The sequence below is a fragment of the Streptomyces megasporus genome, assembly GCF_000718985.1.
Lineage (GTDB): Bacteria > Actinomycetota > Actinomycetes > Streptomycetales > Streptomycetaceae > Streptomyces > Streptomyces megasporus.
This window is the reverse complement of the sequence record NZ_JODL01000037.1, coordinates 1-24,362: the sequence shown is the minus strand read 5'-3', so window position 1 is coordinate 24,362 and position 24,362 is coordinate 1. Positions and strand designations below refer to the sequence as shown.

Sequence of the window (24,362 nt, the reverse complement as noted above, 5' to 3'; positions counted from 1 at the left end):
CGGCATCGCACACTCGCCGGCACGGTGTGCGCGGAGCCCTGGGAGGAAGCGCGGGAGCCGGTCGCCGTTTCACGTGAAACGGCGACCGGCTCCCTTGTCGTGTGAGACCTCCTGGGAGGCAGCTCCCCGTGACCAGGTCACGAGGGAGGTCCCCACCCCGTCACCGGCGCCTGGCCGCCCTGGACGGCGTCATGGGGAGCGCCCGGGGAAACACTCCGGGAAGCGCCGTACCCGTACCCGTACCAGGGGTCGCGGCGACGGCCGAGGGCGAAGACATCGGGGGAACCGTCCAGGACGCCGCCCGAGGGGTCATCGGAGCCGTCCTGCCGGACCACGTCGCGCTCCGGCACCAGGATGTCCCGCAGGACCACCGCACACAGGTACAGGGTGCCGAGCAGATGGACCGCGATGGCGACCTGGTAGCCCTCGGTGGGCAGCCCGTGGTGTTTGTCGCCGCTGCCGGTGTAGGCGAGGTAGAACCAGATGCCGAGGTAGTACAGCACCTCGCACGCCTGCCAGATCAGGAAGTCGCGCCACCGAGGCCGGGCCAGGGCGGCCAGCGGGATGAGCCACAGCACGTACTGCGGCGAGTAGACCTTGTTGGTCACGATGAACAGGGCGACGACGAGGAAGGCGAGCTGGGCGAAGCGCGGGCGCCGCGGCGCGCACAGCGTGAGCGCGGCGAGCCCGGCGCAGCCCAGGGCCATCAGCACCATGGCGTAGGTGTTGGCGTGCTCCAACGGATCGTTGGCGCGCTGCGAGATGATCAGCCAGATCGAACCGAAGTCGACGCCGCGCTCTTCGCTGAACGTGTAGAACTTCGACCAGCCGTCCGGCGCCAACGCCATGACGGGCAGGTTGACCGCCAGCCACGAGATCGCGGTCCCGCCCAGCGCCGTTCCGAACTCCCGCCGGCGCCCCGCGCGCCAGCAGAGCACCAGCAGCGGACCCAACAGCAGGAACGGGTAGAACTTGGCGGCGGTCGCGAGGCCGAGCAGCACCCCGAAGGCGAACGGGCGGCTCCGCGACCACATCAGCATCGCCGCGGCGGTCAGGGAGACGGCGAGCAGGTCCCAGTTGATGGTGGCGGTCAGTGCCAGGGCCGGAGCGAGGGCGACCAGCAGAGCGTCCCAGGGCCGGTGCCGGTGGACGCGCGCCACACACACCACCAGGACGGCGGCGCACGCCATCAGCATCCCGGCGTTGACCATCCAGTAGATCTGCTGCCGCTGCACCATCTCGCCGTGCTGCGGGGTGAGCCAGGAGGCGACTTCCATGAACACCCCGGTCAGCACCGGATACTCCAGGTACTCCATTCCGCCGGAGATGGTCTGCGGGATGCGGTCGAAGTACGGCGTGAGGTCGGCGGCGAAACCGCGGCCGGTGTAGAGGTGCGGGATGTCGGAGTAGCAGGCGTGGACGTACTGGGCGGTCTGGCCGCGGAACCAGCCGCTCTCGTAGCAGGGCAGTTTCTGCACCATGCCGAGCGCGAACATGCCCATCATCACCAGCAGCACGATCCGCACGGGCGACCACCAGTGCCGCCCGGTCAGTGCGCGCCGGCCGATCGGGCCGCCGATCAGCTCGCTGCCCTTGGCCGCGATCTCGTCCTGGTCGGTGGGCCGTACCGGTGCCTGTGGGTCCTGGCGCGCGAACGTCATGGGCCCATCCTGCCGTATGCCGCGGTCGGGTCCGTGGTGTCGCGGGACCACCGTGGGCGGTGCCGGAGAGCACAAGAGCGGTGCCGGCTCGGCCGGCACCGCTCTTGTGCGAGTGGGCGAGTGAGGCGGACGGGATCAGTTTGCGTTCATGCCCCAGATGCCGCCGTCGTTGCCGCCGGGACGGCCTCCGGTGTTGCCTTGGTCGTCTCCGCCGCCGGTGTTGCCCTCCGTCTGGCCTTGGTCGTTGCCTGCGGTGTTCCCCTCGGTGTTGCCCTGGTTGTCACCGCCGGTGTTGCCCTCCGTCTGGCCCGAGGTGTCCTCGCAGAACCAGTCGTTGGGACGGCAGGTGCTCGACGGCGACTCGGACGGCGACGTGGTCGGCGACGGTTCCGTGGACGGCTCGGGCGTCTCGGTCTCGGACGGCGACGGCTCGGGCGTCTCGGTCTCGGTCGGTGTCGGGCTCGCGGCGCCGGGCTGGTCGGCCTTCTGCCCCATGGGAAGGGCCTTGGGGAAGTTCTCCACCGGCTCGCCCTCGAGGGCCACCTTCATGTAGTCCACCCACACCTGGGTGGGCAGCTCACCACCGTGGATGGACTTGAAGCCACCCGTGCCGTTCATCGACAGCAGTCCGGGCTCGTCGGGCTTGGAGCGGAACATCGTGACGGCGGTGGACAACTGCGGGGTGTAGCCGACCCACCAGGCGGACTTGTTCTTGTCGGTGGTACCGGTCTTGCCCGCCGAGGGGCGGCCCAGGTCCTTGGCACGGTAACCGGTGCCATCCGGTCCGTTGACGACGTTCTTGTGCAGGATGTCGGTGATGTTGTTGGCGATGTTGGCGTCGACCGCCGTCTCGCGCTGCGGCTTCTCGAAGCCTTCCTGCTCCACGCCCTCCAACTCGACCTTGATCACCGAGTACGGCTCGACGTGGATACCGGACTCGGCGTACGTCGCGTACGCCTCGGCCATCTCGATGGCGCCGGGGGTGGAGGTCCCCAGGGCGAAGGAGGGGTTGAGGTTGGGGTCGAAGCTGTCCTCGTCGATGCCGGCCTTCTTGGCCGCGGCCTTCACCTTGTCCATGCCCACGTCCATGCCGAGCTGGACGAAGGGGGTGTTGGCGGACACCTCCATGGCCTTGCGCAGGGTAACGGGCCCGTGGTCCTTGTCGGCGTTGTTCACCTGGTAGAAGGGGTTGCCTTCCTTGTCCAGGTAGTCGGTGCCGTCCTGCTGCTTGATCTTGAGTTTGTTGTCGCCGTTGTAGACGCTCTCCGGCGAGATGCCCTCGCCCCCGCTCCGGTACGTGCCGTGCTCCATGGCGGCGGAGAGCACGAACGGCTTCCAGACCGAACCGACCGGCACGCCCTGGGTGTCCGCGTTGTTGGTGAAGTGCTGCTTGTCGAAACCCGGGCCGCCGTAGATGGCGACGATCTTGCCGCTGCCCGGCTCCACCGAGGCCGCGCCGAACTGGACGTACTTGTCCTTGTCAGGGCGCTCGTCGGGCTTGAGGTACTGCTTGCCGACCTTGTCGACCGCCTTGGTCAGCGCGTCGACCTTCTTCTTGTTGAAGGTCGTGTAGATCTGGTAACCGCCCTGGTCGAACTGCTCCTTGGTGAGGTTGAGCTTCTTCCGCACCTCGGCCTCGGCGAGGGAGACCAGATAGCCGGTCTGTCCGGTCTGGCCGGCCAGCGGCTTGCGGGGGGCGATCTCGGGGAACTCGTACGTGTCCCGCTCGGCCTTGTCGAGCTTGTCCAGCTCGACCATCCGGTCCAGGACCCAGTTCCACCGTTCCTTGGCGCGCTCGGTGTTCTCCTGGGCGGAGGTGTGGGTGCCGCCGGCCGGGTCGTACAGGTCGGGGCCCTTGAGCACCGTGGTGAGCAGGGCGCTCTCGGGCGTGGTCAGGTCCTCGGCGTTCTTCTCGAAGTACGCCTGGGCCGCGGCCTGGATGCCGTACGCGTTCCGTCCGTAGTAGCTGGTGTTGAGGTAGCCCTGGAGGATTTCCTCCTTCTCCATGTCGGTGTTGACCTTGATGGAGATGAACAGTTCGCGGACCTTGCGCGAGATGGTCTGGTCCTGGGTGAGGTAGGTGTTCTTCACGAACTGCTGGGTGATGGTGGAACCACCCTGGGTGTCACCGCCGGTGGCCATGTTGAAGAACGCGCGGGCGACGCCCATCGGGTCGATGCCGCTGTCCTCCCAGAAGGTGGCGTTCTCGGCGACGACGACCGCGTCCTGCATCGACTTCGGGATGTCCGCTATGTTGAGGTTCTGCCGGTTCTTGTCGCCGACCTGGGCCATCACGGTCTTGCCGTCGTCCCAGTAGTAGACGTTGTTCTGCCGGACCGCCGCGGCGTTCTTCTCGCTCGGGACTCCCACCACCGCCAGGGCCACCGCGGCCAGACCGACGAGCGTGGCCAGGAACACCAGGCACAGGCCGGAGACCAGCTTCCAGGACGGCAGCCAACGGCGCCAGCCGTACTTGTCGGACCGGGGATAGTCGATGAACCGCTTCTTCCGCGGCTCCTGGTACCCCCGACGGCCCCCGACGGCGGTGGCGCCGCTCGCGGCGCGGCGTCTACCGCCCGCGGCGCGCTGGGCAGCCCGCCGGGCCTCGGCCCGGCCGCCGTGGGGGCGGTCGGAGGGCATGCCGTGGGAGCTCGAGGTGGCCCCATGGGGCGGCTGCGCGGCGCGCCGACCGCCGGACGGCGGCTGGGCGGCGCGCCGGCCACGCGACTGCGGCGGCTTGCGACGGTGCTCGCTCATTTGGAACAGCTACTCCTCGGGCAGGCGCTCTCGCCTGAAGGCGGCGGTGTGCTTCCGGTCTCCCGACGTACGGCCGGGCCGGATCCTCCGAACCGGCCGCACTGCACCCGGGATGGGGACGCGTCCAGCGTCTTGTTGGTTCCCGGTCACCTTCTGCACAGCGGACAGACTACGCAGCTTCAAAACATGCCAAGACCGGCATTTCTCGTAAAAGGGTCAGACGACCTGTGGCGAATCGACGGTGTGAGTCCCCTCACCCCTCCTCTTGTCGCCTTCGGGGCGGCGTTCTATCGTCTGAGCTATCGCTACGATGTATCGGGTCGATACATCGGTGCGAGACACCGGTGGAGAAGGACACCCGGAAACACACACCGGAGACACCACCGCGAGACACGGACGCGGGGCAGCCACCGCAGTCGCCGTACGACCGCGGTGCCGACGGACGGAGGGAGTGACGGCGATGGGCAGGCGCTCGGGAATCCTGGAGTTCGCCGTTCTGGGGCTGCTCCGCGAGTCGCCGATGCACGGATACGAACTGCGCAAGCGACTCAACACCTCACTGGGGGTCTTCCGCGCCTTCAGCTACGGCTCCCTCTACCCCTGCCTCAAGACGCTGGTGCAGCGGGGATGGTTGACGGAGGAGTCCGGCGGCCCGTCCGAGGAGTCTTCCTCGGCGCCGCTCGCCGGGCGCCGGGCCAGGATCGTCTACCGGCTGACGGCCGAGGGCAAGGAGCGCTTCGAGGAGCTCCTGGCCCAGAGCGGGCCGGACGCCTGGGAGGACGAGCACTTCGGCGTCCGCTTCGCCTTCTTCGGCCAGACCTCGCGCGACGTGCGGATGCGGGTGCTGGAAGGCCGCCGCAGCCGCCTGGAGGAGCGCCTCGCCAGAATGCGCGCCTCCCTGGCCCGTACGCGCGAGCGCCTGGACGACTACACCCTCGAGCTCCAGCGGCACGGAATGGAGTCCGTGGAGCGCGAGGTCCGCTGGCTCAACGAGCTCATCGAGAGCGAGCGGGCGGGGCGCGATCAGCGCCGTGGGGAGACCCCGTCCGATCCGTCCGAGGAAGACACCACCAAGTGAGGGTCCGTACCGAGCGGGTCCTCTTCGGGAACTACTGAGAACACACAGGGAGCAACCGCCAATGGGTTCGGTTCGCGTAGCCATCGTCGGCGTGGGCAACTGCGCCGCCTCGCTGGTGCAAGGCGTCGAGTACTACAAGGACGCCGACCCGAAGAGCCGCGTGCCGGGTCTGATGCACGTGCAGTTCGGCGACTACCACATCTCGGACATCGAGTTCGTGGCCGCGTTCGACGTGGACGCCAAGAAGGTCGGCCTCGACCTGGCCGACGCCATCGGCGCCGGCGAGAACAACACCATCAAGATCTGCGACGTGCCCTCCACCGGCGTCACCGTCCAGCGCGGTCACACCCTGGACGGCCTGGGCAAGTACTACCGCGAGACCATCGAGGAGTCCTCCGAGGAGCCGGTCGACGTCGTCCAGGTCCTCAAGGACCGCCAGGTCGACGTCCTGGTCTGCTACCTCCCGGTGGGCTCCGAGGAAGCCGCCAAGTTCTACGCGCAGTGCGCCATCGACGCGCGGGTGGCCTTCGTCAACGCCCTGCCGGTCTTCATCGCCGGCACCAAGGAGTGGGCGGACAAGTTCACCGAGGCCGGCGTCCCGATCGTCGGCGACGACATCAAGTCCCAGGTGGGCGCCACCATCACGCACCGCGTGCTGGCCAAGCTCTTCGAGGACCGCGGCGTCATCCTCGACCGCACGATGCAGCTCAACGTCGGCGGCAACATGGACTTCATGAACATGCTGGAGCGCGACCGCCTGGAGTCCAAGAAGATCTCCAAGACCCAGGCCGTCACCTCCCAGATCCCCGACCGCGAGCTGGGCGAGAAGAACGTCCACATCGGCCCGTCCGACTACGTGGCCTGGCTGGACGACCGCAAGTGGGCCTACGTCCGCCTCGAGGGCCGTGCCTTCGGCGACGTCCCGCTGAGCCTGGAGTACAAGCTGGAGGTCTGGGACTCCCCGAACTCCGCGGGTGTCATCATCGACGCCCTGCGCGCCGCGAAGATCGCCAAGGACCGCGGTGTCGGTGGTCCGGTGCTCTCCGCCTCCTCGTACTTCATGAAGTCCCCGCCGGTCCAGTACTTCGACGACCAGGCGCGGGAGAACGTGGAGAAGTTCATCCGCGGCGAGATCGAGCGCTGACGCGAGGCGACGCCGACCGTCGGACACCGACGAACACCGACGGACCCGAGGGTGACGCACTGAGCGCCGGCGGAACAGGGGCGCCGGCGAACAAGGCCGCCCACGCGACGCCGAGGGGCCCCGGACAGCCGTCCGGGGCCCCTCGGCCGTCTCCACGCGCATCCGGCCGCGCGTCCTACCGCGGACCGGCCGACGTGGACCGGCCGCCGCGGGACGACGGAGCCGTCGTCAGTGCTCGACCAGCCGGTCGTACTGCGTCGTGGTGTGCCGCAGGATCGCCGTCAGCTCGTCGCCGACCTTCGGCTCCGCCGCGTCCTCCGGGACGAACAGGATCGACACCTGCATGTGCGGCGGCTCGGCGAACCAGCGCTGTTTGCCGTCCCACAGGTACGGGGAGAGGTTGCGGTTGACCGTCGCCAGGCCGGCCCGTGCCACGCCCTTGGCCCGCGGCGTCACGCCGTGCATGGTCTTCGGGGCCTCCAGACCCACCCCGTGCGAGGTGCCGCCCGCCACCACCGCCAGCCAGCCGTCGCCCGGCGCCTTCTGCTGGCGGTAGCCGAAGCGGTCGCCCTTGGACACCCGCGTCACGTCCAGCACCGAGCCCCGGTACTGCGTCGCCTTGTGGTCCCCCAGCCACAGCCGCGTCCCGATCCGCGCGCGGAACCGGGTCCGGGGGAACTGCTGCTGGAGCCGCGCGAACTCCTCCGGCTTCAGGTGGCTGACGAACATCGTCTCCAGCGGCAGCCGGGCGGCCCGCAGCCGGTCCATCCAGCCGATGACCTCCTCCACCGCGTCCGTGCCGTCGGTGCGGTCCAGCGGCAGGTGGATCGCGAAGCCCTCCAGCCGTACGTCGTCGATCGCGGCGTGCAGCTTGCCGAGGTCCTCCTCCAGCACTCCGTGCCGCTTCATCGAGCTCATCACCTCGATGACGACACGCGCGCCCACCAGCGCGTTCACCCCGTCCACCGACGAGACGGTGCGGATCGCCCGGTCCGGGAGGGGGACCGGCTCCTCACCGCGCCGGAACGGGGTGAGCACCAGCAGGTCCCCGCTGAACCAGTCCTTCATGCGGGCGGCTTCGTACGTCGTGCCCACGGCGATGACGTCCGATCCGAAGCGGGTGACCTCGTCGGCCAGCCGCTCGTGGCCGAAGCCGTAGCCGTTGCCCTTGCAGACCGGAACCAGCCCCGGGAACTGCCCGAGTACCGACCGCTGGTGCGCCCGCCAGCGTTCGGTGTCGACGTAGAGGGTGAGCGCCATGGCCGTACGGAACCTTTCTCATCGGTTCGGGCGGGCCCTTCCGGGGAACCGCCGGACGTGCGTGGAGACGGGCGTCAGCGGCGCGACATGTAGATGTCGAGCGCCTTGTGCAGCAGCTTATTGAGCGGAAAGTCCCACTCGCCGAGATACTCCACCGCCTGGCCGCCCGTGCCCACCTTGAACTGGATCAGGCCGAAGAGGTGGTCGCTGTCGTCCAGGGAGTCGCTGATGCCGCGCAGGTCGTACACGCTCGCCCCCAGGGCGTAGGAGTCCTGGAGCATCCGCCACTGCATCGCGTTCGACGGACGGACCTCCCGCTTGTGGTTCGCGGAGGCGCCGTACGAGTACCACACGTGCCCGCCCACGATCAGCATGGTGGCCGCGGCCACGGCCTCGCCCTCGTGCTTGGCGAGGTACAGCCGCATCCGGTTGGGGTCCTCGGTGTTCAGGGCCTTCCACATCCGCTGGAAGTACGCCAGCGGGCGAGGCCGGAACCGGTCGCGCTCGGCGGTGATCTCGTACAGCTCCTGCCAGGTGGTCAGGTCGTCGTAACCGCCCTGCACGACCTCGACGCCGGCCTTCTCGGCCTTCTTGATGTTGCGCCGCCACAACTGGTTGAAGCCCTTGTGGACCTCGTCCAGCGTCCGGCCCTCCAGCGGCACCTGGAAGACGTAGCGGGGCTGTACGTCGCCGAAGCCGGCGCCGCCGTCCTCGCCCTGCTGCCAGCCCATCCGCCGCAGCCGGTCGGCCACCTCGAAGGCACGCGGCTCGATGTGCGTGGCCTCCACGTCCCGCAGCCGCTTCACGTCCGGGTTCTGGATGCCCGCCTTGATCGCGGGGGCGTCCCAGCGCCGGATCACCACGGGCGGGCCCATCTTCACCGAGAACGCGCCCTTGGACTTCAGGTGCGCCAGCATCGGGCGCAGCCACTCCTCCAGGTTCGGCGCGTACCAGTTGATCACCGGCCCTTCGGGCAGGTACGCGAGATAACGTTTGACCTTCGGCAACTGCCGGTACAGCACCAGACCGACCCCGACCAGTTCGCCGTTGCCGTCGAACCAGCCCAGGTTCTCCGAGCCCCACTCGGCCTTCACGTCGGCCCATGCCGGGACCTGCATGTGGCTGGCCGATGGGAGGCTGCGGATATACGCCAGGTGCTGCTCGCGACTGATCGTCCTCAGGGTCAGGCTCATACGGGGCGCTCCTCCGGCGTACTTCGCAGGGTCTGGCGGGAAGCCTACTGTGGGCCGAGCAGCGACGACCGTGCCCCGGCGGGGCAACGCCGGGGGCGGGGCCCGAAGGGAGCCGGAGGAAACGGTGGGGACGGGCCGCGGGGCGACGAGGAGGGACGGCTAACCGAGCAGGCCTCCGAACAGTCCGCCGTGCCACATGCCCAGGAAGAAGCCGAAGGCCGCCGCGCCCGTGGCGATGACCAGCACGAACCGCTCCTCCGTGGTCGCGGAGATCATCTGTCCCCAGAGACCGGAGACGATGCCCGCCAGGCCGGCCCAGGAGGCGAGCAGGTGCAGGCCCGGGAAGAAACCCGCGATGAGGGCGACCAGGCCGAGGACCGCCGCCACCACGACGAGCCGGTTCTCGACCGGATGAGCCCGGTGGTCGCTGTTGAGGAAGGACGCGATGCCGCCGCCCTTCTTCCGTACCGCCTGTGCCATGGGACACCTCCTGCGGAGCATCCGGAACGCCTGGAACGCCCGGATCGTCGGAAGCGGCGCCGGGTGACGCCGCTCACATCCGTTGTGTCCAGATTGCGGTGAGCGGACACCGGATTTCAACCGGAGTCGCGGTGCGGGTAGTCTGTACCGTCCGCACGGTGTCTGCCCAGGTCACGATCGTTCCCGGGAACGGGAACGGAGGCGGTTCCGGAAAAGCCACCGGGACTGTCGGTGCCGGCCGATACCGTTGTCCACAACGCATAGACCCTCCTGCCACGGAACGACCGTGGCCGTTGAGTCCAGAGGAGGTGGGTTCCACATGCGTCACTACGAGGTGATGGTCATCCTCGACCCCGATCTCGAGGAGCGCGCTGTCTCCCCGCTGATCGAGAGCTTCCTTTCCGTCGTCCGCGAGGGCAGCGGCAAGGTGGAGAAGGTCGACACCTGGGGCCGTCGTCGTCTCGCTTACGAGATCAAGAAGAAGCCCGAGGGCATCTACTCGGTCATCGACCTGCGGGCCGAGCCCGCGGTCGTCAAGGAACTCGACCGGCAGATGAACCTGAACGAGTCGGTTCTGCGGACCAAGGTCCTCCGTCCCGACACCCGCTGAGCAGTCCGCCCAGCGGAGCCGGGGTGAGGGCGACGCACCGAACGCCCGAGCCCCACAGCATCACCAGCAGCCAGCAGCACCCCGCCGAGAGGTTCACCCATGGCAGGCGAGACCGTCATCACGGTCGTCGGCAATCTCGTCGACGACCCCGAGCTGCGCTTCACCCCCTCCGGTGCGGCGGTCGCGAAGTTCCGTGTCGCGTCCACTCCCCGCACCTTCGACCGGCAGACCAACGAGTGGAAGGACGGCGAGAGCCTCTTCCTGACCTGCTCGGTCTGGCGGCAGGCGGCGGAGAACGTCGCGGAGTCCCTCACCAAGGGCACCCGCGTCATCGTGCAGGGCCGCCTCAAGCAGCGGTCGTACGAGGACCGCGAGGGCATCAAGCGCACGGTCTTCGAGCTGGACGTCGACGAGGTCGGCGCCAGCCTGCGCAACGCCACGGCCAAGGTCACCAAGACCACCGGCCGCGGTGGCCAGGGCGGCGGCTGGGGCGGCGGCCCCGGCGGCCCCAGCGGCCAGCAGGGCGGCGGCGCTCCCGCGGGAGACCCGTGGGCCACGAGCGCTCCGGCCGGTGGCCAGGGCGGCGGCGGTGGCGGCTGGGGCGGCGGCTCCGGTGGCGGCTACTCGGACGAGCCCCCCTTCTGACGGACCCACGGGTCGGGAAGGGCCGTGCTCACAGGCACAGACTTCTTGAACCAAACGGAGAGAGACAATGGCGAAGCCGCCTGCTCGCAAGCCGAAGAAGAAGGTTTGCGTGTTCTGCAAGGAGAAGATCTCCTACGTCGACTACAAGGACACGAACCTGCTGCGGAAGTTCATTTCCGACCGCGGCAAGATCCGTGCCCGCCGGGTCACCGGCAACTGCACCCAGCACCAGCGCGACGTCGCCACGGCCGTGAAGAACAGCCGTGAGATGGCGCTGCTGCCCTACACCTCGACCGCTCGATAAGGAAGGGATGACCGACAGATGAAGATCATCCTGACCAACGAGGTCTCCGGTCTCGGCAACGCCGGCGACGTCGTCGAGGTGAAGGACGGGTACGCCCGCAACTACCTGCTCCCCCGTGGCTTCGCGATCCGCTGGACCAAGGGCGGCGAGAAGGACGTGGAGCAGATCCGTCGCGCCCGCAAGGCCCGCGAGATCGCCACGGTCGAGCAGGCCAACGAGATCAAGGGCCAGATCGAGCGCCTCACGGTCCGCCTGAAGGTCCGCGCCGGCGACCAGGGCCGGCTGTTCGGCTCCGTCACCCCGGCCGACATCGCCGGTGCGGTCAAGGCCGCGGGCGGTCCGGACGTCGACAAGCGCCGCATCGAGCTGGGCTCGCCGATCAAGACCCTGGGTTCCCACCAGGTGACGGTGCGCCTCCACCCCGAGGTCGTCGCCAAGGTCGGCGTCGAGGTCGGCGCCGCCTGATCCAGGCGCGGCACACGGCAGTCGACGCGCAGGGCCGCGGTCCCCACCCGGGACCGCGGCCCTGCGCCGTTCCTTCCGGTGTTCTCCCCGGTGTTCTCCGCACCGCGCCGGCCTCCGCGCCGCCCCGGCGTCGGCTCCCGCATCGGGCCGGCGTCAGACCCGGACCGCTCCGGTGACCACCCAGCGACCCGAGCGGGCCCGCAGCCACAGGGTGATCAACCGGACCGCCATCATCAGGCCGGCGATCGTCCACCACAGCGCGGTCAGACCTCCGCCCAGCACCGGCACGGCCAGCGCCACCGGGGCGAACACCACCAGGGTCACCAGCGCCGCCCACGCCAGGTACGGTCCGTCGCCCGCCCCCATCAGCACGCCGTCCAGGACGAAGACCACCCCCGCGATGGGCGAGGTCACCGCCACCACCAGCAGCGCCGGCGTCAGTTGGTCGTGCACGGTCGTGTCCGAGGTGAACAGCGGCAGCAGCAGCGGACGCGCCACGACCACCAGCGCCCCGAGCACCACCCCGGACACCACGCCCCACTGCACCATCCGACGGCAGGCCGCCCGCGCCCCCGCCGCGTCCCCGGCGCCCAGATACCGGCCGATGATCGCCTGTCCGGCGATGGCGATGGCGTCCAGCGCGAAGGCCAGCAGCGACCAGACGGTCAACGTGATCTGGTGCGCGGCCACCTCGGCGTCCCCCAGCCGCGCGGCGACGGCGGTCGCGATCACCAGCATGGCCCGCAGCGACAGCGTGCGGACCAGCAGCGGAGCCCCGGCCCGTCCGCTGGCGCGTATCCCGGCGACGTCCGGGCGCAGCGACGCCCCGTGCCGTCGGGCGCCCCGGACCACCACGACCAGGTAGGCGACGGCCATGCCCCACTGGGCGATCACCGTGCCCCAGGCCGAGCCGGCGATGCCGAGCCCCGCGCCGTAGACCAGGAGCAGGTTGAGCACGGCGTTGGCGGAGAATCCCGCGACGGCCACGTACAGCGGGGTCCGGGTGTCCTGGAGTCCGCGCAGCACCCCGGTGGCCGCCAGGACGACGAGCATCGCCGGCATGCCCAGCGCGCTGATCCGCAGGTAGGTCACGGCGTACGGAGCGGCGGTCGAGGACGTTCCGAACAGGTCGATCAGGGTGGGCGCGGTGGGCAGGACGACGGCGATCACCGCGGCGCCCAGCAGCAGCGCCAGCCAGATGCCGTCCATGCCCTGGCGGATGGCGGCGGGCAGGTCCCCGGCGCCGACCCGGCGGGCGACGGCGGCGGTGGTGGCGTAGGCGAGGAAGACGAAGATGTTCACGCTCGTCGTCAGCAGTGTGGCGGCGACACCGAGCCCGGCGAGTTGCGGGGTGCCCAGGTGGCCGACGATCGCGCTGTCGACCATGACGAAGAGGGGCTCCGCGACGAGTGCGCCGAAGGCGGGGAGGGCCAGCGCGATGATCTCGCGGTCGTGGCGCCGTACGGAGGCGCGTTCGGCGGGCTGTGGAGCGTGTGTCATGATCCGATCCAAACATCCACAAGTAATAGTTGCAAGACGGTTGTGACTCTTACCATTCCTCACCTGCGGTGAGATCCTCTGCGCCGTTTGTCGCGATCTTGAAGCTGGGTGCGAAGTTTTTCTCCTGCACAAGCGGTGGATGAAGAAACAGCAGGTCATAGTGGGTTCTGCGAGGGTCTTGCCGAGTTCTCCACAGCTCCGTCCCCCGCCTCGTGCACAGGATTCGCCGAGTTCTCCACAGGCTGGGCCCGATCATCCACATGCCCTGTGGATAACCGAGTTGGTCGAAACCGTCCACAGCCATACCGTTGTCCGGCGCCCGCCCGCTGTTCCCCTCGCCTTGGCCGTGGGCTCGACGCGCCGTAACCGACCGGCGGGCGCGCACGTTGTCAGAGCCATGCCGTAGGAATGGGGGGCACGGCCGCACGGAACGGGAGGAGGTGGCGGAGTGACCCAGTCCGACCACGTCGAGAGCCCGGCACCCGGTTACGCCCCTGTCGTGGGGGGCGACGGGCCGGGCGACCACCTGCCCCTCTCCCGCCGGCCTCGCGGTGCGGCGCCGGACGGCGAACGGCACGACCGCGGCCCCGACACGTGGTCGGCGGGCGCGGCGGGCTCCTTCGAACGGGTCCCCCCGCAGGACCTCGACGCCGAACAGTCGGTGCTCGGCGGCATGCTCCTCTCCAAGGACGCCATCGCGGACGTGGTGGAGACCTTGCAGGGCAAGGACTTCTACCGCCCGGCCCACGAGACGATCTACCAGGCGATCCTCGACCTGTACGCCAAGGGGGAGCCCGCCGACCCCATCACGGTCGCCGCGGAGCTGACCAGACGCGGCGAGATCGCCAAGGTCGGCGGACCGGGCTACCTCCACTCCCTGGTCCAGACGGTCCCCACCGCGGCCAACGCCCAGTACTACGCGGAGATCGTCCACGAGCGCGCCGTCCTGCGCCGCCTGGTCGAGGCGGGCACCCGCATCACGCAGATGGGATACGCGGCCGACGGCGACGTCGACGAGATCGTCAACTCCGCCCAGGCGGAGATCTACGCCGTCACCGAGCAGCGCACCTCGGAGGACTACCTGCCCCTCGCCGAGATCATGGAGGGCGCGCTCGACGAGATCGAGGCGATCGGCTCGCGCAGCGGCCAGATGTCGGGCGTCCCCACGGGCTTCACCGACCTGGACTCCCTCACCAACGGCCTCCACCCGGGCCAGATGATCGTCATCGCGGCGAGACCGGCCATGGGCAAGTCGACCCTCGCCCTGGACTTCGCCCGCGCGTGCTCGATCAAACACAACCTGCCCAGCGTGATCTTCTCGCTGGAGATGGGGCGCAACGAGATCGCGATGCGTCTGCTGTCGGCCGAGGCGCGGGTGGCCCTGCACCACATGAGGTCGGGCAGCATGACGGACGAGGACTGGAACCGGCTGGCGCGTCAGATGCCGGAGGTCACGGGCGCCCCGCTGTACATCGACGACTCGCCGAACCTGACGATGATGGAGATCCGCGCCAAGTGCCGCCGCCTGAAGCAGCGGAACGACCTGCGGCTCGTCGTCATCGACTACCTCCAACTGATGCAGTCGGGCGGCTCGCGCCGCCCCGAGAGCCGCCAGCAGGAGGTCTCGGAGATGTCCCGGAACCTCAAGCTGCTGGCCAAGGAGCTGGAGCTGCCGGTGGTGGCGCTCTCCCAGCTCAACCGTGGGCCGGAGCAGCGCACGGACAAGAAGCCGATGGTCTCGGACCTCCGCGAGTCGGGTTCGATCGAGCAGGACGCCGACATGGTCATCCTCCTGCACCGTGAGGACGCCTACGAGAAGGAGTCGCCGCGCGCGGGCGAGGCGGACCTGATCGTGGCCAAGCACCGCAACGGCCCGACGGCGACGATCACGGTGGCCTTCCAGGGTCACTACTCGCGCTTCGTGGACATGGCCCAGACGTGACCGGGTCGGGCGCGGCGGCCTCCGGGCCGTCGGGACCACCGCCGGAGGCGGCCTTCTGGCCCGCCGTACTGGTCACGGAGCGGCTCGTGCTGCGGCCGGTCGAGCGTGCCGACGTCGCCGCCGTGTCACGGCTGTGGACGGACGCGGAGGTCCGCCGGTACCTCGGCGGTCCCATGAGCGGCGAGGCGCTCCGGGCCCGTGAGCGGGGATGCGTGGGGGCGGTCGGTCTGTTCGTCGCTGTCCTGGGTGTGGACGGGCCCGTGGTCGGTTCGCTGCTGGTCGAACCGGAGTCGCGCCGGGAGGGGCGGACGGAGGTGTCGTACCAGTTGCTGCCCGAGCACTGGGGGCGCGGGTACGGCCGTGAGGCGCTCGCCGCCGTGGTGGCCTGGGCCCTGGCGGAGGTCACCCCGGAGCGGCCCGAGGTGGTCGCGGTGACGCAGGAGGCCAACGTCCGTTCGCGCCGGTTGCCGGAGGCCGTGGGCATGCGACGGGTGGGCGGTTTCGTGGAGTGGGGGGCGCCGCAGGCGCTGTACTCCACCGACCGGGGCGGCACGGCGACGGCGCGCCCCTGAGGCCGGTCCCGGGGCGGGCGTGAGACGGCGGGAGGGGAGTGTCAGTGGTGTCTGTCACGCTGCCCGCATGACACCGAACTCATCGGCCCCGTGGTCCTTGCTCGGTCTCGACCGTGCTCTGAGGAGCAGTTGGGCCGCCGACACCTGCTCTCCTTCGGACATCACCCGCATCGAGTGGACCCCGGAGAATCCGGCCTGGGGGCACTGTGACATCACCTCCCTGATCGTCAACGACCTGCTCGGCGGCGACCTGGTGGTCGGCGAGGTGTTCTGCGACGGCCGGCAGGAGGGCCACCACTGGTGGAACCGGCTGCCGAGCGGCATCGAACTCGACCTGACCCGCGAGCAGTTCATCAGGGGTGAGACGGTGACCGGTGGCAGGATCGTGGAGCGGCCTCCGGGGCGGCTGCCCCGCCGGTGGGACGAGTACCTGCTGCTGCGCCGCCGCGTCGCCGAGCGGCTCGGGCCGCTGCCGGAACCGTCCGGCGCGTGAACCGCTCGTCCCGCGGGGCGGCATCGGGGCATGCCGGGTCCGTGTACGGGGAGCGGCTCTCGCGGCTGGTGGACGGCGCGGTGGTGTGGCACCGGGAGGCCCTGCCGCGCGCCCGCCGGGCGCGGGTGCTGCCGGACGGGTGCATGGACGTGATCTGGACGGCCGGCGGGTTGTTGGTGGCCGGTCCCGACACCCGGGCCCATCCGGTCGACGACGCGCCCGGCGCCGCTTACGTGGGGCTGCGGTTCGCCCCCGGCACCGGGCCCCGTGTCCTGGGCGTGCCGGCTCACGAGCTGCGCGACGCGCGGGTGCCGCTGGACGCCCTCTGGCCGGAGGGCCGGGTGCGGGAGCTGACCGAGCGGGTGGCGGAGGCCCCGGACGGGGCACGGGTACTGGAGGAACTGTCCGCGGTCCGGCTGCGGGACGCGCCGGTCGACCCGCTGTCCCGCGCGGTGGCGGCGGGGCTGCGCGCGGGCGCGAGCGTGGCGACCGTGGCGCGTACGGTCGCGCTGAGCGAGCGGCAGCTCCACCGTCGTTCGCTGATCGCGTTCGGGTACGGGCCGAAGACGCTGGCCCGGGTGCTGCGCCTGGAGCGGGCGCTGCGCATGGCCCGTGCCGGTGTGCCGGCGGCGTCGGTCGCCGCTGCGGCCGGATACGCGGACCAGGCTCACTTCTCCCGTGAGGTAAGGGAGTTGACGGGGGTTCGGCTCTCGGCGCTCCTGTCGGACCGCTCCTCGGACAAGGGGGCGAAGAGGGAGACCGAGTTGCCGTCGGGGTCCAGGACGATGGCGTAGCGCTGTCCCCAGTCGGCGTCCCAGGGCTCCTTGTACCCGGTGTGCCCGGCTTGGACGAGTTCGGCGTACTGCTTGTCCACGGCGGCCGGGTCGTCGCAGCGGAAGGCCAGGCCGACACGCTCACCGCCCCGGGGCGGGGTCCAGTCGGGGTCGTAGGAGCGGACCGTTTCGACGGTGTCCCAGGCGAGGCGGAGCCCGCCCGGCAGGCGGGCCTCCACGTGGGGCAGGCCGTCGGCGTCGGCGGGGACGTCGAGCCCGAGGCGGCGGTAGAACGCGAGCGAGGCGGCCAGGTCGGTGACGACAAGACCGATGAGGTCGAATCGAGGTGCCATGCCGCCATGGTGGGCGGCGGCCCCGCCGCCGGTCTTGAAGGAATCGGACGTCCGCCGGGCCCGGTGGGGTCGGCGCAGGGCGACGATCACGGGTGACCCGGGGACCCCTCCCCGTACCGAGCCGCCTCGCACGTGAGGTTCGAATCGGCGCCTCGATGGTCCGATCGCCGCTAGACTGCGCAAGGCCCGAAGCCGCAACTTCGCTTTGCGACTTCGGGCCTTTGCCGCGTGCGGGTCGGCCGTCAGCGCAGCACCTGGAGCACCGTCCCGGTGCTCCACGCCTCCAGCAGCGCGCGGTGCACGGCGGTGACACCGTGGCGGGTGGCGAGGTCCAGCGCGGCGGGGGTGAACGCGGACGTGGCGACGAACAGGGCCACTTCCGCCCCGTGCTCGTCCTTCGCCGCTCCGATGAACTCCCGCATCTCCTCGCTCCGCACGGTCCGTTCCGACCCGGAGTGCTCACACCGCACCATCAACCGCCGCCCGTCGGCGGTGTGGCCGACGAGGTCCGTGCTCGGGCCGCTGCCGCCGGTGTCGGTGACGGCGCACCCGTCGCGGCGGCACAGCTCGGCCACGTGGTCCTCGAACGCGCGCCGGTCCATGACGTCCACGGCCGGCACCGTCCTCCCGGCCCCCCTTTCACGGAGGGTGCTTTTGACACGTTCGAGGTCCTCGCGGATTTCGAGCAGCTCGCGGTGTTGCTCACCGGAGGCCCGGACGAGCTGGTTCAGCATGGGGACGACCGTCCGACCGATGATCCTGCTCGCGGTCTCGGCGCTGATGCGGGCGATGCGGTCGTCCAAGGCGGCGAGGTCGATGTCCACGCGGGCGCGCACCAGGTCGTCCACAGGCTGTGGATAAGTTTTCCGCTCGGCGTCCAACAGGTAAGAGCGCACCTGACGTGCGACGATGCTGTCGCGCAGCAGCATCGCGACGTTGAGGACGGCACGCCGCGAGAAGATACCCACAGAGCGGGCCTGGGGACTCAGCCCACAGAGGTCCTTGAAGGACCTCAGTGCGGACCCCGTCAACAGCCGGTATCCATTGGCCTGGAGTTCCTCCCGGTGGTCCTTCACCAGAGACTTGACGGCTTCGATGCCCACCTCGAAGTAGTCCGCCACCATCTGCGTCGTCACGTGGAGTCCGTCCGGTAGGACGGAGAGGGCCTTGATCTTGTCGAGTGCCTCCGTGCGGTCCGACACGCTCTCGCGCAGTGCCCTCGACTCCAACAGGACGGTTTCGTCCACCATCGTCTTCTCCTCCGATCGGGCGTCACCCCAATGGCCCCGCCCCTCACAGGGAGAACGAGACGAAACATGTGGAGACACGAACGAACGACGTGAAAGCGTGCGAAGGGGCGCCCGTCCACCTCGGGTGACGCGGTGGAAAAGGCCGGCGTCCGCGGGCGTGATCGGGAAGGGTGGTCACATGATCACAGACAACGGAGAACCGGACGCGGAGCCGCTGCCCGAGACCCGTCGCGCCCTCCTCCACAGGCTGGCCCGCGCACAGGCCGAGGGTCGGGTGCCCTCGGTGGTCGGGGCCGTGGTGCGGGACGGGAAGGCCGTGTGGGCCGGGGCGCGCGGCGATGTGGACGGCGAACCGCCGACCACGGACACCCAGTACCGGATCGGGTCGATCACCAAGACGTTCGTCGCCGTGCTGGTGATGCGGCTGCGCGACGAGGGGCTGCTGGACCTCGCCGATCCGCTCGGCAAGCACCTGGACGTGCCCGCGGACGCGGGTCCGGCGTTGGCCGGGGCGACGATCGCCCAGGTGCTCTCCCACTCCTCCGGCCTGGCCGCGGAGCCGCGCGGTCCCTGGTGGGAGCGGACCCCCGGTGGGTTGAGGCCCGAGCCGGGCGACCTCTTCGGCGAGCGGCCGCTGCGGCACCCGACGGGGCGGCGGCACCACTACTCCAACCTCGGGTACGCGCTCCTGGGCTCCCTCGTGGAGCGGCTGCGCGGGGCGCCGTGGAGCGACGTGCTGCGCGAGGAGGTGCTCGGGCCGCTGGGCATGCGCCGCACGACGACGCTGCCCGTGGAACCGTACGCCCGCGGGTGGGCCGTGCACCCGTGGGCGGACGTGACGCAGCCCGAACCGGCCGCCGAGACGGGGCTGATGGCGCCCGCCGGGCAGCTCTGGTCGACGGCCGAGGACCTGTGCCGCTACGCGGTGTTCCTGACGGCGGGCGACGAACGGGTGCTCGCCGCGGAGAGCCTGGCCGAGATGCGGGCCCCGGCGGTGGCCCCGGAGGCGGACGCCTGGGACCAGGCGTACGGGCTGGGGCTGCAACTGGCCCGGTCCGGCGGGCGGTTGCTGTCCGGGCACACCGGGTCGATGCCGGGGTTCCTGGCCGCCGTGTGGACGGCTCCGGAGGATCGGTTGGCGAGCGTGGCACTGGTCAACGCGACGTCGGGGGTGCCGGTGGGGGGCCTGGCGGCCGATCTGCTGGAGATCGTGGCCGAGCGCGAGCCGTCCTTCCCCGAGCCGTGGCGTCCGCGGTCCGAGGCCGATCCACGGCTGCTGGAGCTGACCGGCACCTGGTACTGGGGGCCGTCGGCGTTCGTGCTGCGGCTGCGCGAGGGGCGTGCGTTGGAGTTGGGCGCGGTGGGAGGCGGGGGCCGGGGCTCCCGGTTCCGGCCGGAGGAGGACGGCACCTGGACGGGGCTGGACGGCTACTACGCGGGTGAGACGCTGCGGGTGGTGCGCCGTGCGGACGGCACGGCCGACCACCTCGATGTGGGGACGTTCGTCTTCACCCGTCGCCCGTACGACCCCGAGGCCCCGGTGCCGGGCGGTGTCGATCCGGAGGGCTGGCGCGCGGACTGACGTCCCGCGCCCCGTGCCGCCCGACGCCCCCGGAACCCTCGGGGGCGTCGGGCGGGCCGTCAGCCCAGCGCCACCGAGTACGGGGCGAAGACGCGGCCGGTGTCGCAGGGGACGTCCGGGGTGCCGTGGACCATCAGGGTGGCCAGGAAGCGGCCGTCGAGTCCGTGGGCGCGCAGCCAGGTGGCCAACTCCCGGTGGTGGGCGTAGGTGTCGAAGCGGATCGGGCCCTCGACGCGCGAGGCCAGGTGGGCGATCAGCGCCCGTGCGGTGGTCTCGTCCTCGGCGACGACCGGACCGATCACGGTGGCGCCCTCGGTCGGCCAGGCGGCGGCGAAACCGGTGAGCTCCGTGTCGGTGGCGGCGACGGCGATGCGGTCGGCGAAGGAGGGGAGACGGGCGAGGAGGTGGGTGCGGTCGGCGCCGAAGACGGTGGCGTCCAGGGCCCGTAGGGCGGGCAGGTCGGCCGCGGTGGCGTCGCGTACGGGGACGGCGGCGGTGTGGTCCTCGGCGCAGGAGCAGGCGAAGCGACCGGTGAACATGTCGGCGGGGGCGAGGGCGGTGAAGCCGAGCCGTTCGTAGAGGGGGCGGCCGAGGTCGGTGGCGAAGAGGAAGACGGTGGCGTCGCCCGCCTCCTCCAGCGCGTGCCGCATCAGGCCCAGGCCCAGGCCGCGGCGGGCGTGACGCGCGGCGACCAGCACCATGGAGACGCAGGCGGAGGGCCTGCCTCCGGGGTCGCCGTCCAAGGGGCCGTAGGTGGTGAGGACGAAGGCGCCGATCAGGCCGCCCCGGGGGTCGTCGATGCCGTGGCCCTGCCCGGCGGTCAGCAGCAGCCGCCACTTGTGTTCCTCGCGGGCCCAGCCTCGGTCGGCGGCGAGGTCGAGGCAGGCCGGCAGGTCGTCGAGGGTGAGGCGACGGACGACCGGAGGGTGGGGAGGCGGCGGGGACGAGAGCGGTGATGACGGTGCGGAGGATGTCACGGAAGACCAGGATGGCCGACCGGGCGGTGGGACGGCCACCCGTTTACCCCGCCGCGTCCGAGGCGCGCGGCGGAACCGGTGACGTGGACGGCCGGGGACGCGGCCGGGGACGAATGGCGGAGAGAACGAACGACGAGGGGTCGTCGAGCACCGGGCCGTCAGGTAGTGGGTCGTCAGGTACCGGGCCGTCAAGTAGCGGGCTGAGCAAGGGAGCCGTGGGAGAAAGGGAGCGGCCCGTGAGGGACGGCGCGGACGGGGCGATCCCCCGGGTTTCTCCCGTACCACCGGATACGCCATCCGGGAAAGTGAAGATCGCGCACCGGAAATGTGAGCGGTTGGCGTCGGGTGGCTTGCGGGATGTGCTCGGGTGGGACGCGTGGGCTTACCGGCCGCCGTGCGCACCGTCCGTCTCCCCCGCCGGTCCGGTCTCCGCCATCGGGCCGACGGGAGGGCCGACTTCCCTGCTCCGCGGGCCTGTCGGGGACGGTGGGCGGGGCGTCGGAGAGGACGGCCACGTGTGTCCGACGGGTGGCGGAGTCGGGAAATTCCGTGGAGTCGTGGTCGGGACTTGTGCATGGACGGAGCGCCGGTATGGTCGAGTTCACATCGCCGCTCGCGGGAATCCGCGGCCGATGACACGGAGTCTCCACTACGGGCGCTTTCCTCCTTCGGTGAGCGACCGGACCGATCGGAAGATGTTCGAGGCGAGACAGACCATGGCCACTACGTCGGCGGGCAACGGAACTCCACAGGGCGCGGCCGGTGGAGCCGCCGCCGCGGGCCGTGACGCCGGCGGGGGGTGGAACTGGTTCGACACTCCGAGTGAGGAGCGGACCGCGTCGCCGTCCGGTCCCCCGCCCTCGCCGGTCTCCCGTCCCGCGTCCGCGCCCTCCCCGGAACCGTTCGTCGCCAACCCCGACTACGGCAGGTTCGATCCCGAAGACGACGCGGAGCTGATACGCCGCACGCTGGACGAGGTCGAGCCGATAGCCCAGGCGGTCACCTCGTACTTCTACGCGCTGCTCTTCGTCCGGTACCCGGGGCTGCGCGATCTCTTCCCCGCCTCCATGGACGCCCAGCGCGACCGGCTGTTCAGGGCGCTGCTGACCTCCGCCAGGCTCATCGACGACACCCGCGTCCTGACCGAGTACCTCTCCCACCTGGGCCGAGGCCACCGCAAGTACGGCACCCGACCCGAGCACTACCCGGCCGTCGGCGAGTGCCTGATCGACGCGCTCACCCGCTACGCCACGCGGACCTGGAACGAGGAGACGGAGGCCGCCTGGGTGCGCGCCTACACCGCGATCTCCCAGATCATGATCGACGCCGCGGCCGAGAACGAGCGGCACGCCCCCGCCTGGTGGGAGGCGGAGGTGGTCTCGCACGAGATGCGCACCGCCGACATCGCTGTCATCACCGTGCGGCCCGACCACCCCTACCCCTTCCGGGCCGGGCAGTACGCCAGTGTGGAGACGCCGTGGTGGCCGAAGGTGTGGCGGAGCTACTCCATCGCCTGCGCCCCGCGCCCGGACGGGCTGCTGGTCTTCCACGTCAAGGCCGTGCCGGCGGGCTGGGTCTCGAACGCGCTCGTCCACCGCGCCCGCCCCGGCCACGTGCTGCGGCTGGGCGCCCCGGCGGGGACGATGACCGTGGACCACTCCCGCGACAACGGCCTGCTCTGTCTGGGCGGCGGCACCGGCATCGCGCCGATCAAGGCGCTGGTGGAGGACGTGGCCCGGCAGGGCAGGGCCCGTTCGGTGGAGGTGTTCTACGGCGCCCGCAGCGACCACGACCTGTACGACCTGGACGCCATGTGGGAGATGGAGCGACGGCACCCCTGGCTGTCGGTCCGCCCGGTGGTCGCCGAGGGGCCGTCGAACGGTCTCACCGGCCGACTGCCGGACGCCGTCCGGCGGTGCGGGCCGTGGCACACGTACGACGGCTACCTCTCCGGTCCGCCCGGGATGATCCGCAACGGGGTGGACGCGCTGGTGGGGTCCGGCATTCCCTCCCACCGCATACGGCACGACTCCCTCGAGGGCCTGTCCGTCGCGGGCGGCCGGTGACGGCGGACGACCGGGTACGGCAGGAACCAAGAGCGACGGAGAAGTGGAACGGGACGTGGAGCACCGCGTGAACCACGGCGTCGGCGTGGCGGGCGTGACGGATGTGATGGATGCGACGGAGATGGCGAGCGTGGCGGATGTGACGGGAGTGACGGACGCGGTCAGGCCGGCCGACGAGACGATGACGCTGCGGGCCGTGGGCCCGGTGGAGCACCGGCGGGCGGAGGCGTTCACGCCCGTGCGGCCCGGCAGCGACGGCGAGCACGCGCTGCAGCGGCGGCTGGGCACGGTCGAGCGCGCCGACCGCTTCTACGACGAGCAGATGCTCGACCACCTCAACGAGCGGATGCGGGAGTTCGTCGGGCAGCAGGAGATGTTCTTCCTGGCCACCGCCGACCGGCACGGCGAGTGCGACAACACCTTCCGTGCCGGGCCGCCCGGATTCCTGCACGTGATCGACGAGCGCACCCTGGTCTACCCCGAGTACCGGGGCAACGGCGTGCACGCCAGCCTGGGCAACATCCAGGAGAACCCGCACGTGGGCATCCTGATGATCGACTTCTTCCAGGCCCGGATCGGCCTGCACGTCAACGGCCGCGCCGAGGTCGTCGAGGACGCGGCGATCCGGGCGGAGCACCCCGAGATCCCGGTCGACCCCGCCCCCGGACGACGGGCGCGGCTGTGGGTGCGGGTGACGGTGGAGGAGGCGTACATCCACTGCGCCAAGCACATCCCGCACCTGCGGAAAGCGCCCAAGGGGACGCCGCGCGACGGGAGCGCCGACGACCTGCGGCGCAAGGGCGGCGACTACTTCGGAACGGCGCGCGCCGCGCGCGAGCGCGGCCCGGCCGAGCGCCCGGCGCGCGAGCACGTCCCCGCCCTCGCGGAGCGGGTCGGCACAGAGCGGGCCGGTTCGGAGCGGGTCGGCACGGCGCGGGCGGTCGAGGAGACGACGCCGGCGCTCGGGGACGCGCTGCCGAACGACAAGGACCCGGCGGCCTGGCGGGCCCACGCCGAGCGCGTGCTGGCCAGGGCGCGCAGCCGCCGCGCGGAGGCCGAGGAAGCCGAGGAGACCCCCTTCACCGGCTGGTTCGGCTGACGTCCGTCTCCGTCCCGCCCTCCTCGACGGCCGGATGCTCCTATGGTTGTCAAGCCGCGGGGGTGAGGCTGTTTTGCGTGACTTGTCCGGTGGCTGGGGTGGTCAGTGCGCGGTAGACCTCGCGGGCGACGAATCGCTTGAGGCAGCGCATGATGTCT

21 protein-coding genes and 1 pseudogene are annotated in these 24,362 nt (G+C 70.8%); 13 read left to right on the top strand and 9 right to left on the bottom strand.

All coding sequences use genetic code 11. The annotated features are described in order from the left end of the window. Positions 1 to 137 precede the first annotated feature (137 nt). Both IF47_RS0124120 and IF47_RS0124115 read right to left on the bottom strand, forming a co-directional pair. Positions 138 to 1,661: a glycosyltransferase family 87 protein gene (locus tag IF47_RS0124120; protein WP_078592073.1), complete on the bottom strand. Its 1,524-nt coding sequence runs from the start codon at positions 1,659 to 1,661 to the stop codon at positions 138 to 140. A 135-nt stretch (positions 1,662 to 1,796) separates the two neighbouring features. Beyond that, positions 1,797 to 4,418, bottom strand: coding sequence for a transglycosylase domain-containing protein (locus IF47_RS0124115; protein WP_078592072.1), 2,622 nt, complete (start codon positions 4,416 to 4,418; stop codon positions 1,797 to 1,799). Positions 4,419 to 4,878: 460 nt separating this feature from the next. On the opposite strand from IF47_RS0124115, the gene IF47_RS0124110 reads away from it, so the two are divergent. Beyond that, positions 4,879 to 5,496, top strand: coding sequence for a PadR family transcriptional regulator (locus IF47_RS0124110; protein ID WP_031511090.1), 618 nt, complete (start codon positions 4,879 to 4,881; stop codon positions 5,494 to 5,496). A gap of 61 nt (positions 5,497 to 5,557) precedes the next feature. Next, positions 5,558 to 6,640 carry an inositol-3-phosphate synthase gene (locus tag IF47_RS0124105; protein WP_031511089.1) on the top strand — a complete coding sequence of 361 codons (1,083 nt, stop codon included), beginning with the start codon at positions 5,558 to 5,560 and terminating at the stop codon, positions 6,638 to 6,640. 228 nt (positions 6,641 to 6,868) lie between these two features. Here IF47_RS0124105 and IF47_RS0124100 read toward each other — a convergent pair whose 3' ends face one another. The 3 genes from IF47_RS0124100 to IF47_RS0124090 form a co-directional block, all read right to left on the bottom strand. Next, positions 6,869 to 7,900 carry an alanine racemase gene (locus IF47_RS0124100; protein WP_031511088.1) on the bottom strand — a complete coding sequence of 344 codons (1,032 nt, stop codon included), beginning with the start codon at positions 7,898 to 7,900 and terminating at the stop codon, positions 6,869 to 6,871. Between the two features lie 74 nt (positions 7,901 to 7,974). Then, on the bottom strand, positions 7,975 to 9,093 hold the full coding sequence (locus IF47_RS0124095; protein ID WP_031511087.1) for a lipid II:glycine glycyltransferase FemX: 1,119 nt from the start codon (positions 9,091 to 9,093) through the stop codon (positions 7,975 to 7,977). A gap of 159 nt (positions 9,094 to 9,252) precedes the next feature. Next, the gene (locus tag IF47_RS0124090; protein ID WP_031511086.1) at positions 9,253 to 9,573 is read right to left on the bottom strand and encodes a hypothetical protein; all 321 of its coding nucleotides are present in this window, start codon (positions 9,571 to 9,573) and stop codon (positions 9,253 to 9,255) included. Between the two features lie 319 nt (positions 9,574 to 9,892). Between IF47_RS0124090 and rpsF the strand changes: the two genes are divergently transcribed. The 4 genes from rpsF (at position 9,893) to rplI (ending at position 11,597) form a co-directional block, all read left to right on the top strand. Further along, entirely contained in the window at positions 9,893 to 10,183 is a 291-nt protein-coding gene (gene rpsF, locus IF47_RS0124085; RefSeq protein WP_031511085.1) for a 30S ribosomal protein S6, read from the top strand. A gap of 99 nt (positions 10,184 to 10,282) precedes the next feature. Further along, the gene (locus IF47_RS0124080; RefSeq protein WP_031511083.1) at positions 10,283 to 10,828 is read left to right on the top strand and encodes a single-stranded DNA-binding protein; all 546 of its coding nucleotides are present in this window, start codon (positions 10,283 to 10,285) and stop codon (positions 10,826 to 10,828) included. Between the two features lie 67 nt (positions 10,829 to 10,895). Then, positions 10,896 to 11,132, top strand: a complete 237-nt coding sequence (gene rpsR / locus IF47_RS0124075) for a 30S ribosomal protein S18 (protein ID WP_003978893.1) — start codon at positions 10,896 to 10,898, stop codon at positions 11,130 to 11,132. Between the two features lie 18 nt (positions 11,133 to 11,150). Further along, entirely contained in the window at positions 11,151 to 11,597 is a 447-nt protein-coding gene (rplI, locus tag IF47_RS0124070; RefSeq protein ID WP_031511082.1) for a 50S ribosomal protein L9, read from the top strand. Positions 11,598 to 11,750: 153 nt separating this feature from the next. Here the strand turns inward: rplI and IF47_RS0124065 are convergent, their stop codons facing one another. Continuing rightward, complete coding sequence (locus IF47_RS0124065; protein ID WP_031511081.1) at positions 11,751 to 13,097, bottom strand: MATE family efflux transporter; 1,347 nt, start codon at positions 13,095 to 13,097, stop codon at positions 11,751 to 11,753. Positions 13,098 to 13,596: 499 nt separating this feature from the next. On the opposite strand from IF47_RS0124065, the gene dnaB reads away from it, so the two are divergent. The 4 genes and pseudogenes from dnaB to IF47_RS0124045 all read left to right on the top strand — a co-directional run. Further along, entirely contained in the window at positions 13,597 to 15,039 is a 1,443-nt protein-coding gene (dnaB, locus tag IF47_RS0124060) for a replicative DNA helicase (RefSeq protein WP_031511080.1), read from the top strand. Next, complete coding sequence (locus tag IF47_RS0124055) at positions 15,036 to 15,611, top strand: GNAT family N-acetyltransferase (RefSeq protein WP_078592071.1); 576 nt, start codon at positions 15,036 to 15,038, stop codon at positions 15,609 to 15,611. Before dnaB ends, IF47_RS0124055 begins: the two co-directional genes overlap by 4 nt. A gap of 67 nt (positions 15,612 to 15,678) precedes the next feature. Further along, positions 15,679 to 16,104, top strand: coding sequence for a YunG family protein (locus IF47_RS0124050; protein ID WP_031511078.1), 426 nt, complete (start codon positions 15,679 to 15,681; stop codon positions 16,102 to 16,104). Next, positions 16,029 to 16,763, top strand: a pseudogene (locus IF47_RS0124045) (DUF6597 domain-containing transcriptional factor); the annotation flags it as partial. The gene IF47_RS0124050 and the pseudogene IF47_RS0124045, both read left to right, overlap by 76 nt. A gap of 8 nt (positions 16,764 to 16,771) precedes the next feature. Here IF47_RS0124045 and IF47_RS29760 read toward each other — a convergent pair. Together IF47_RS29760 and IF47_RS0124035 are read right to left on the bottom strand one after the other, a co-directional pair. Next, on the bottom strand, positions 16,772 to 17,230 hold the full coding sequence (locus IF47_RS29760) for a VOC family protein (RefSeq protein WP_078592077.1): 459 nt from the start codon (positions 17,228 to 17,230) through the stop codon (positions 16,772 to 16,774). 242 nt (positions 17,231 to 17,472) lie between these two features. Then, positions 17,473 to 18,480, bottom strand: coding sequence for a restriction endonuclease (locus IF47_RS0124035; RefSeq protein ID WP_031511075.1), 1,008 nt, complete (start codon positions 18,478 to 18,480; stop codon positions 17,473 to 17,475). A gap of 178 nt (positions 18,481 to 18,658) precedes the next feature. Between IF47_RS0124035 and IF47_RS0124030 the strand changes: the two genes are divergently transcribed. Then, complete coding sequence (locus IF47_RS0124030) at positions 18,659 to 20,062, top strand: serine hydrolase domain-containing protein (RefSeq protein WP_031511074.1); 1,404 nt, start codon at positions 18,659 to 18,661, stop codon at positions 20,060 to 20,062. A gap of 59 nt (positions 20,063 to 20,121) precedes the next feature. Here the strand turns inward: IF47_RS0124030 and IF47_RS0124025 are convergent, their stop codons facing one another. After that, positions 20,122 to 21,039 (bottom strand): GNAT family N-acetyltransferase, encoded by a 918-nt coding sequence (locus IF47_RS0124025; RefSeq protein WP_031511073.1) that lies wholly within the window; start codon positions 21,037 to 21,039, stop codon positions 20,122 to 20,124. A 716-nt stretch (positions 21,040 to 21,755) separates the two neighbouring features. Here IF47_RS0124025 and IF47_RS0124020 point away from each other — a divergent pair. Together IF47_RS0124020 and IF47_RS0124015 are read left to right on the top strand one after the other, a co-directional pair. Further along, entirely contained in the window at positions 21,756 to 23,105 is a 1,350-nt protein-coding gene (locus IF47_RS0124020; RefSeq protein WP_245641217.1) for a globin domain-containing protein, read from the top strand. A 67-nt stretch (positions 23,106 to 23,172) separates the two neighbouring features. Further along, positions 23,173 to 24,204, top strand: a complete 1,032-nt coding sequence (locus tag IF47_RS0124015; RefSeq protein ID WP_425423642.1) for a pyridoxamine 5'-phosphate oxidase family protein — start codon at positions 23,173 to 23,175, stop codon at positions 24,202 to 24,204. The last annotated feature ends 158 nt before the right edge of the window (positions 24,205 to 24,362 follow it).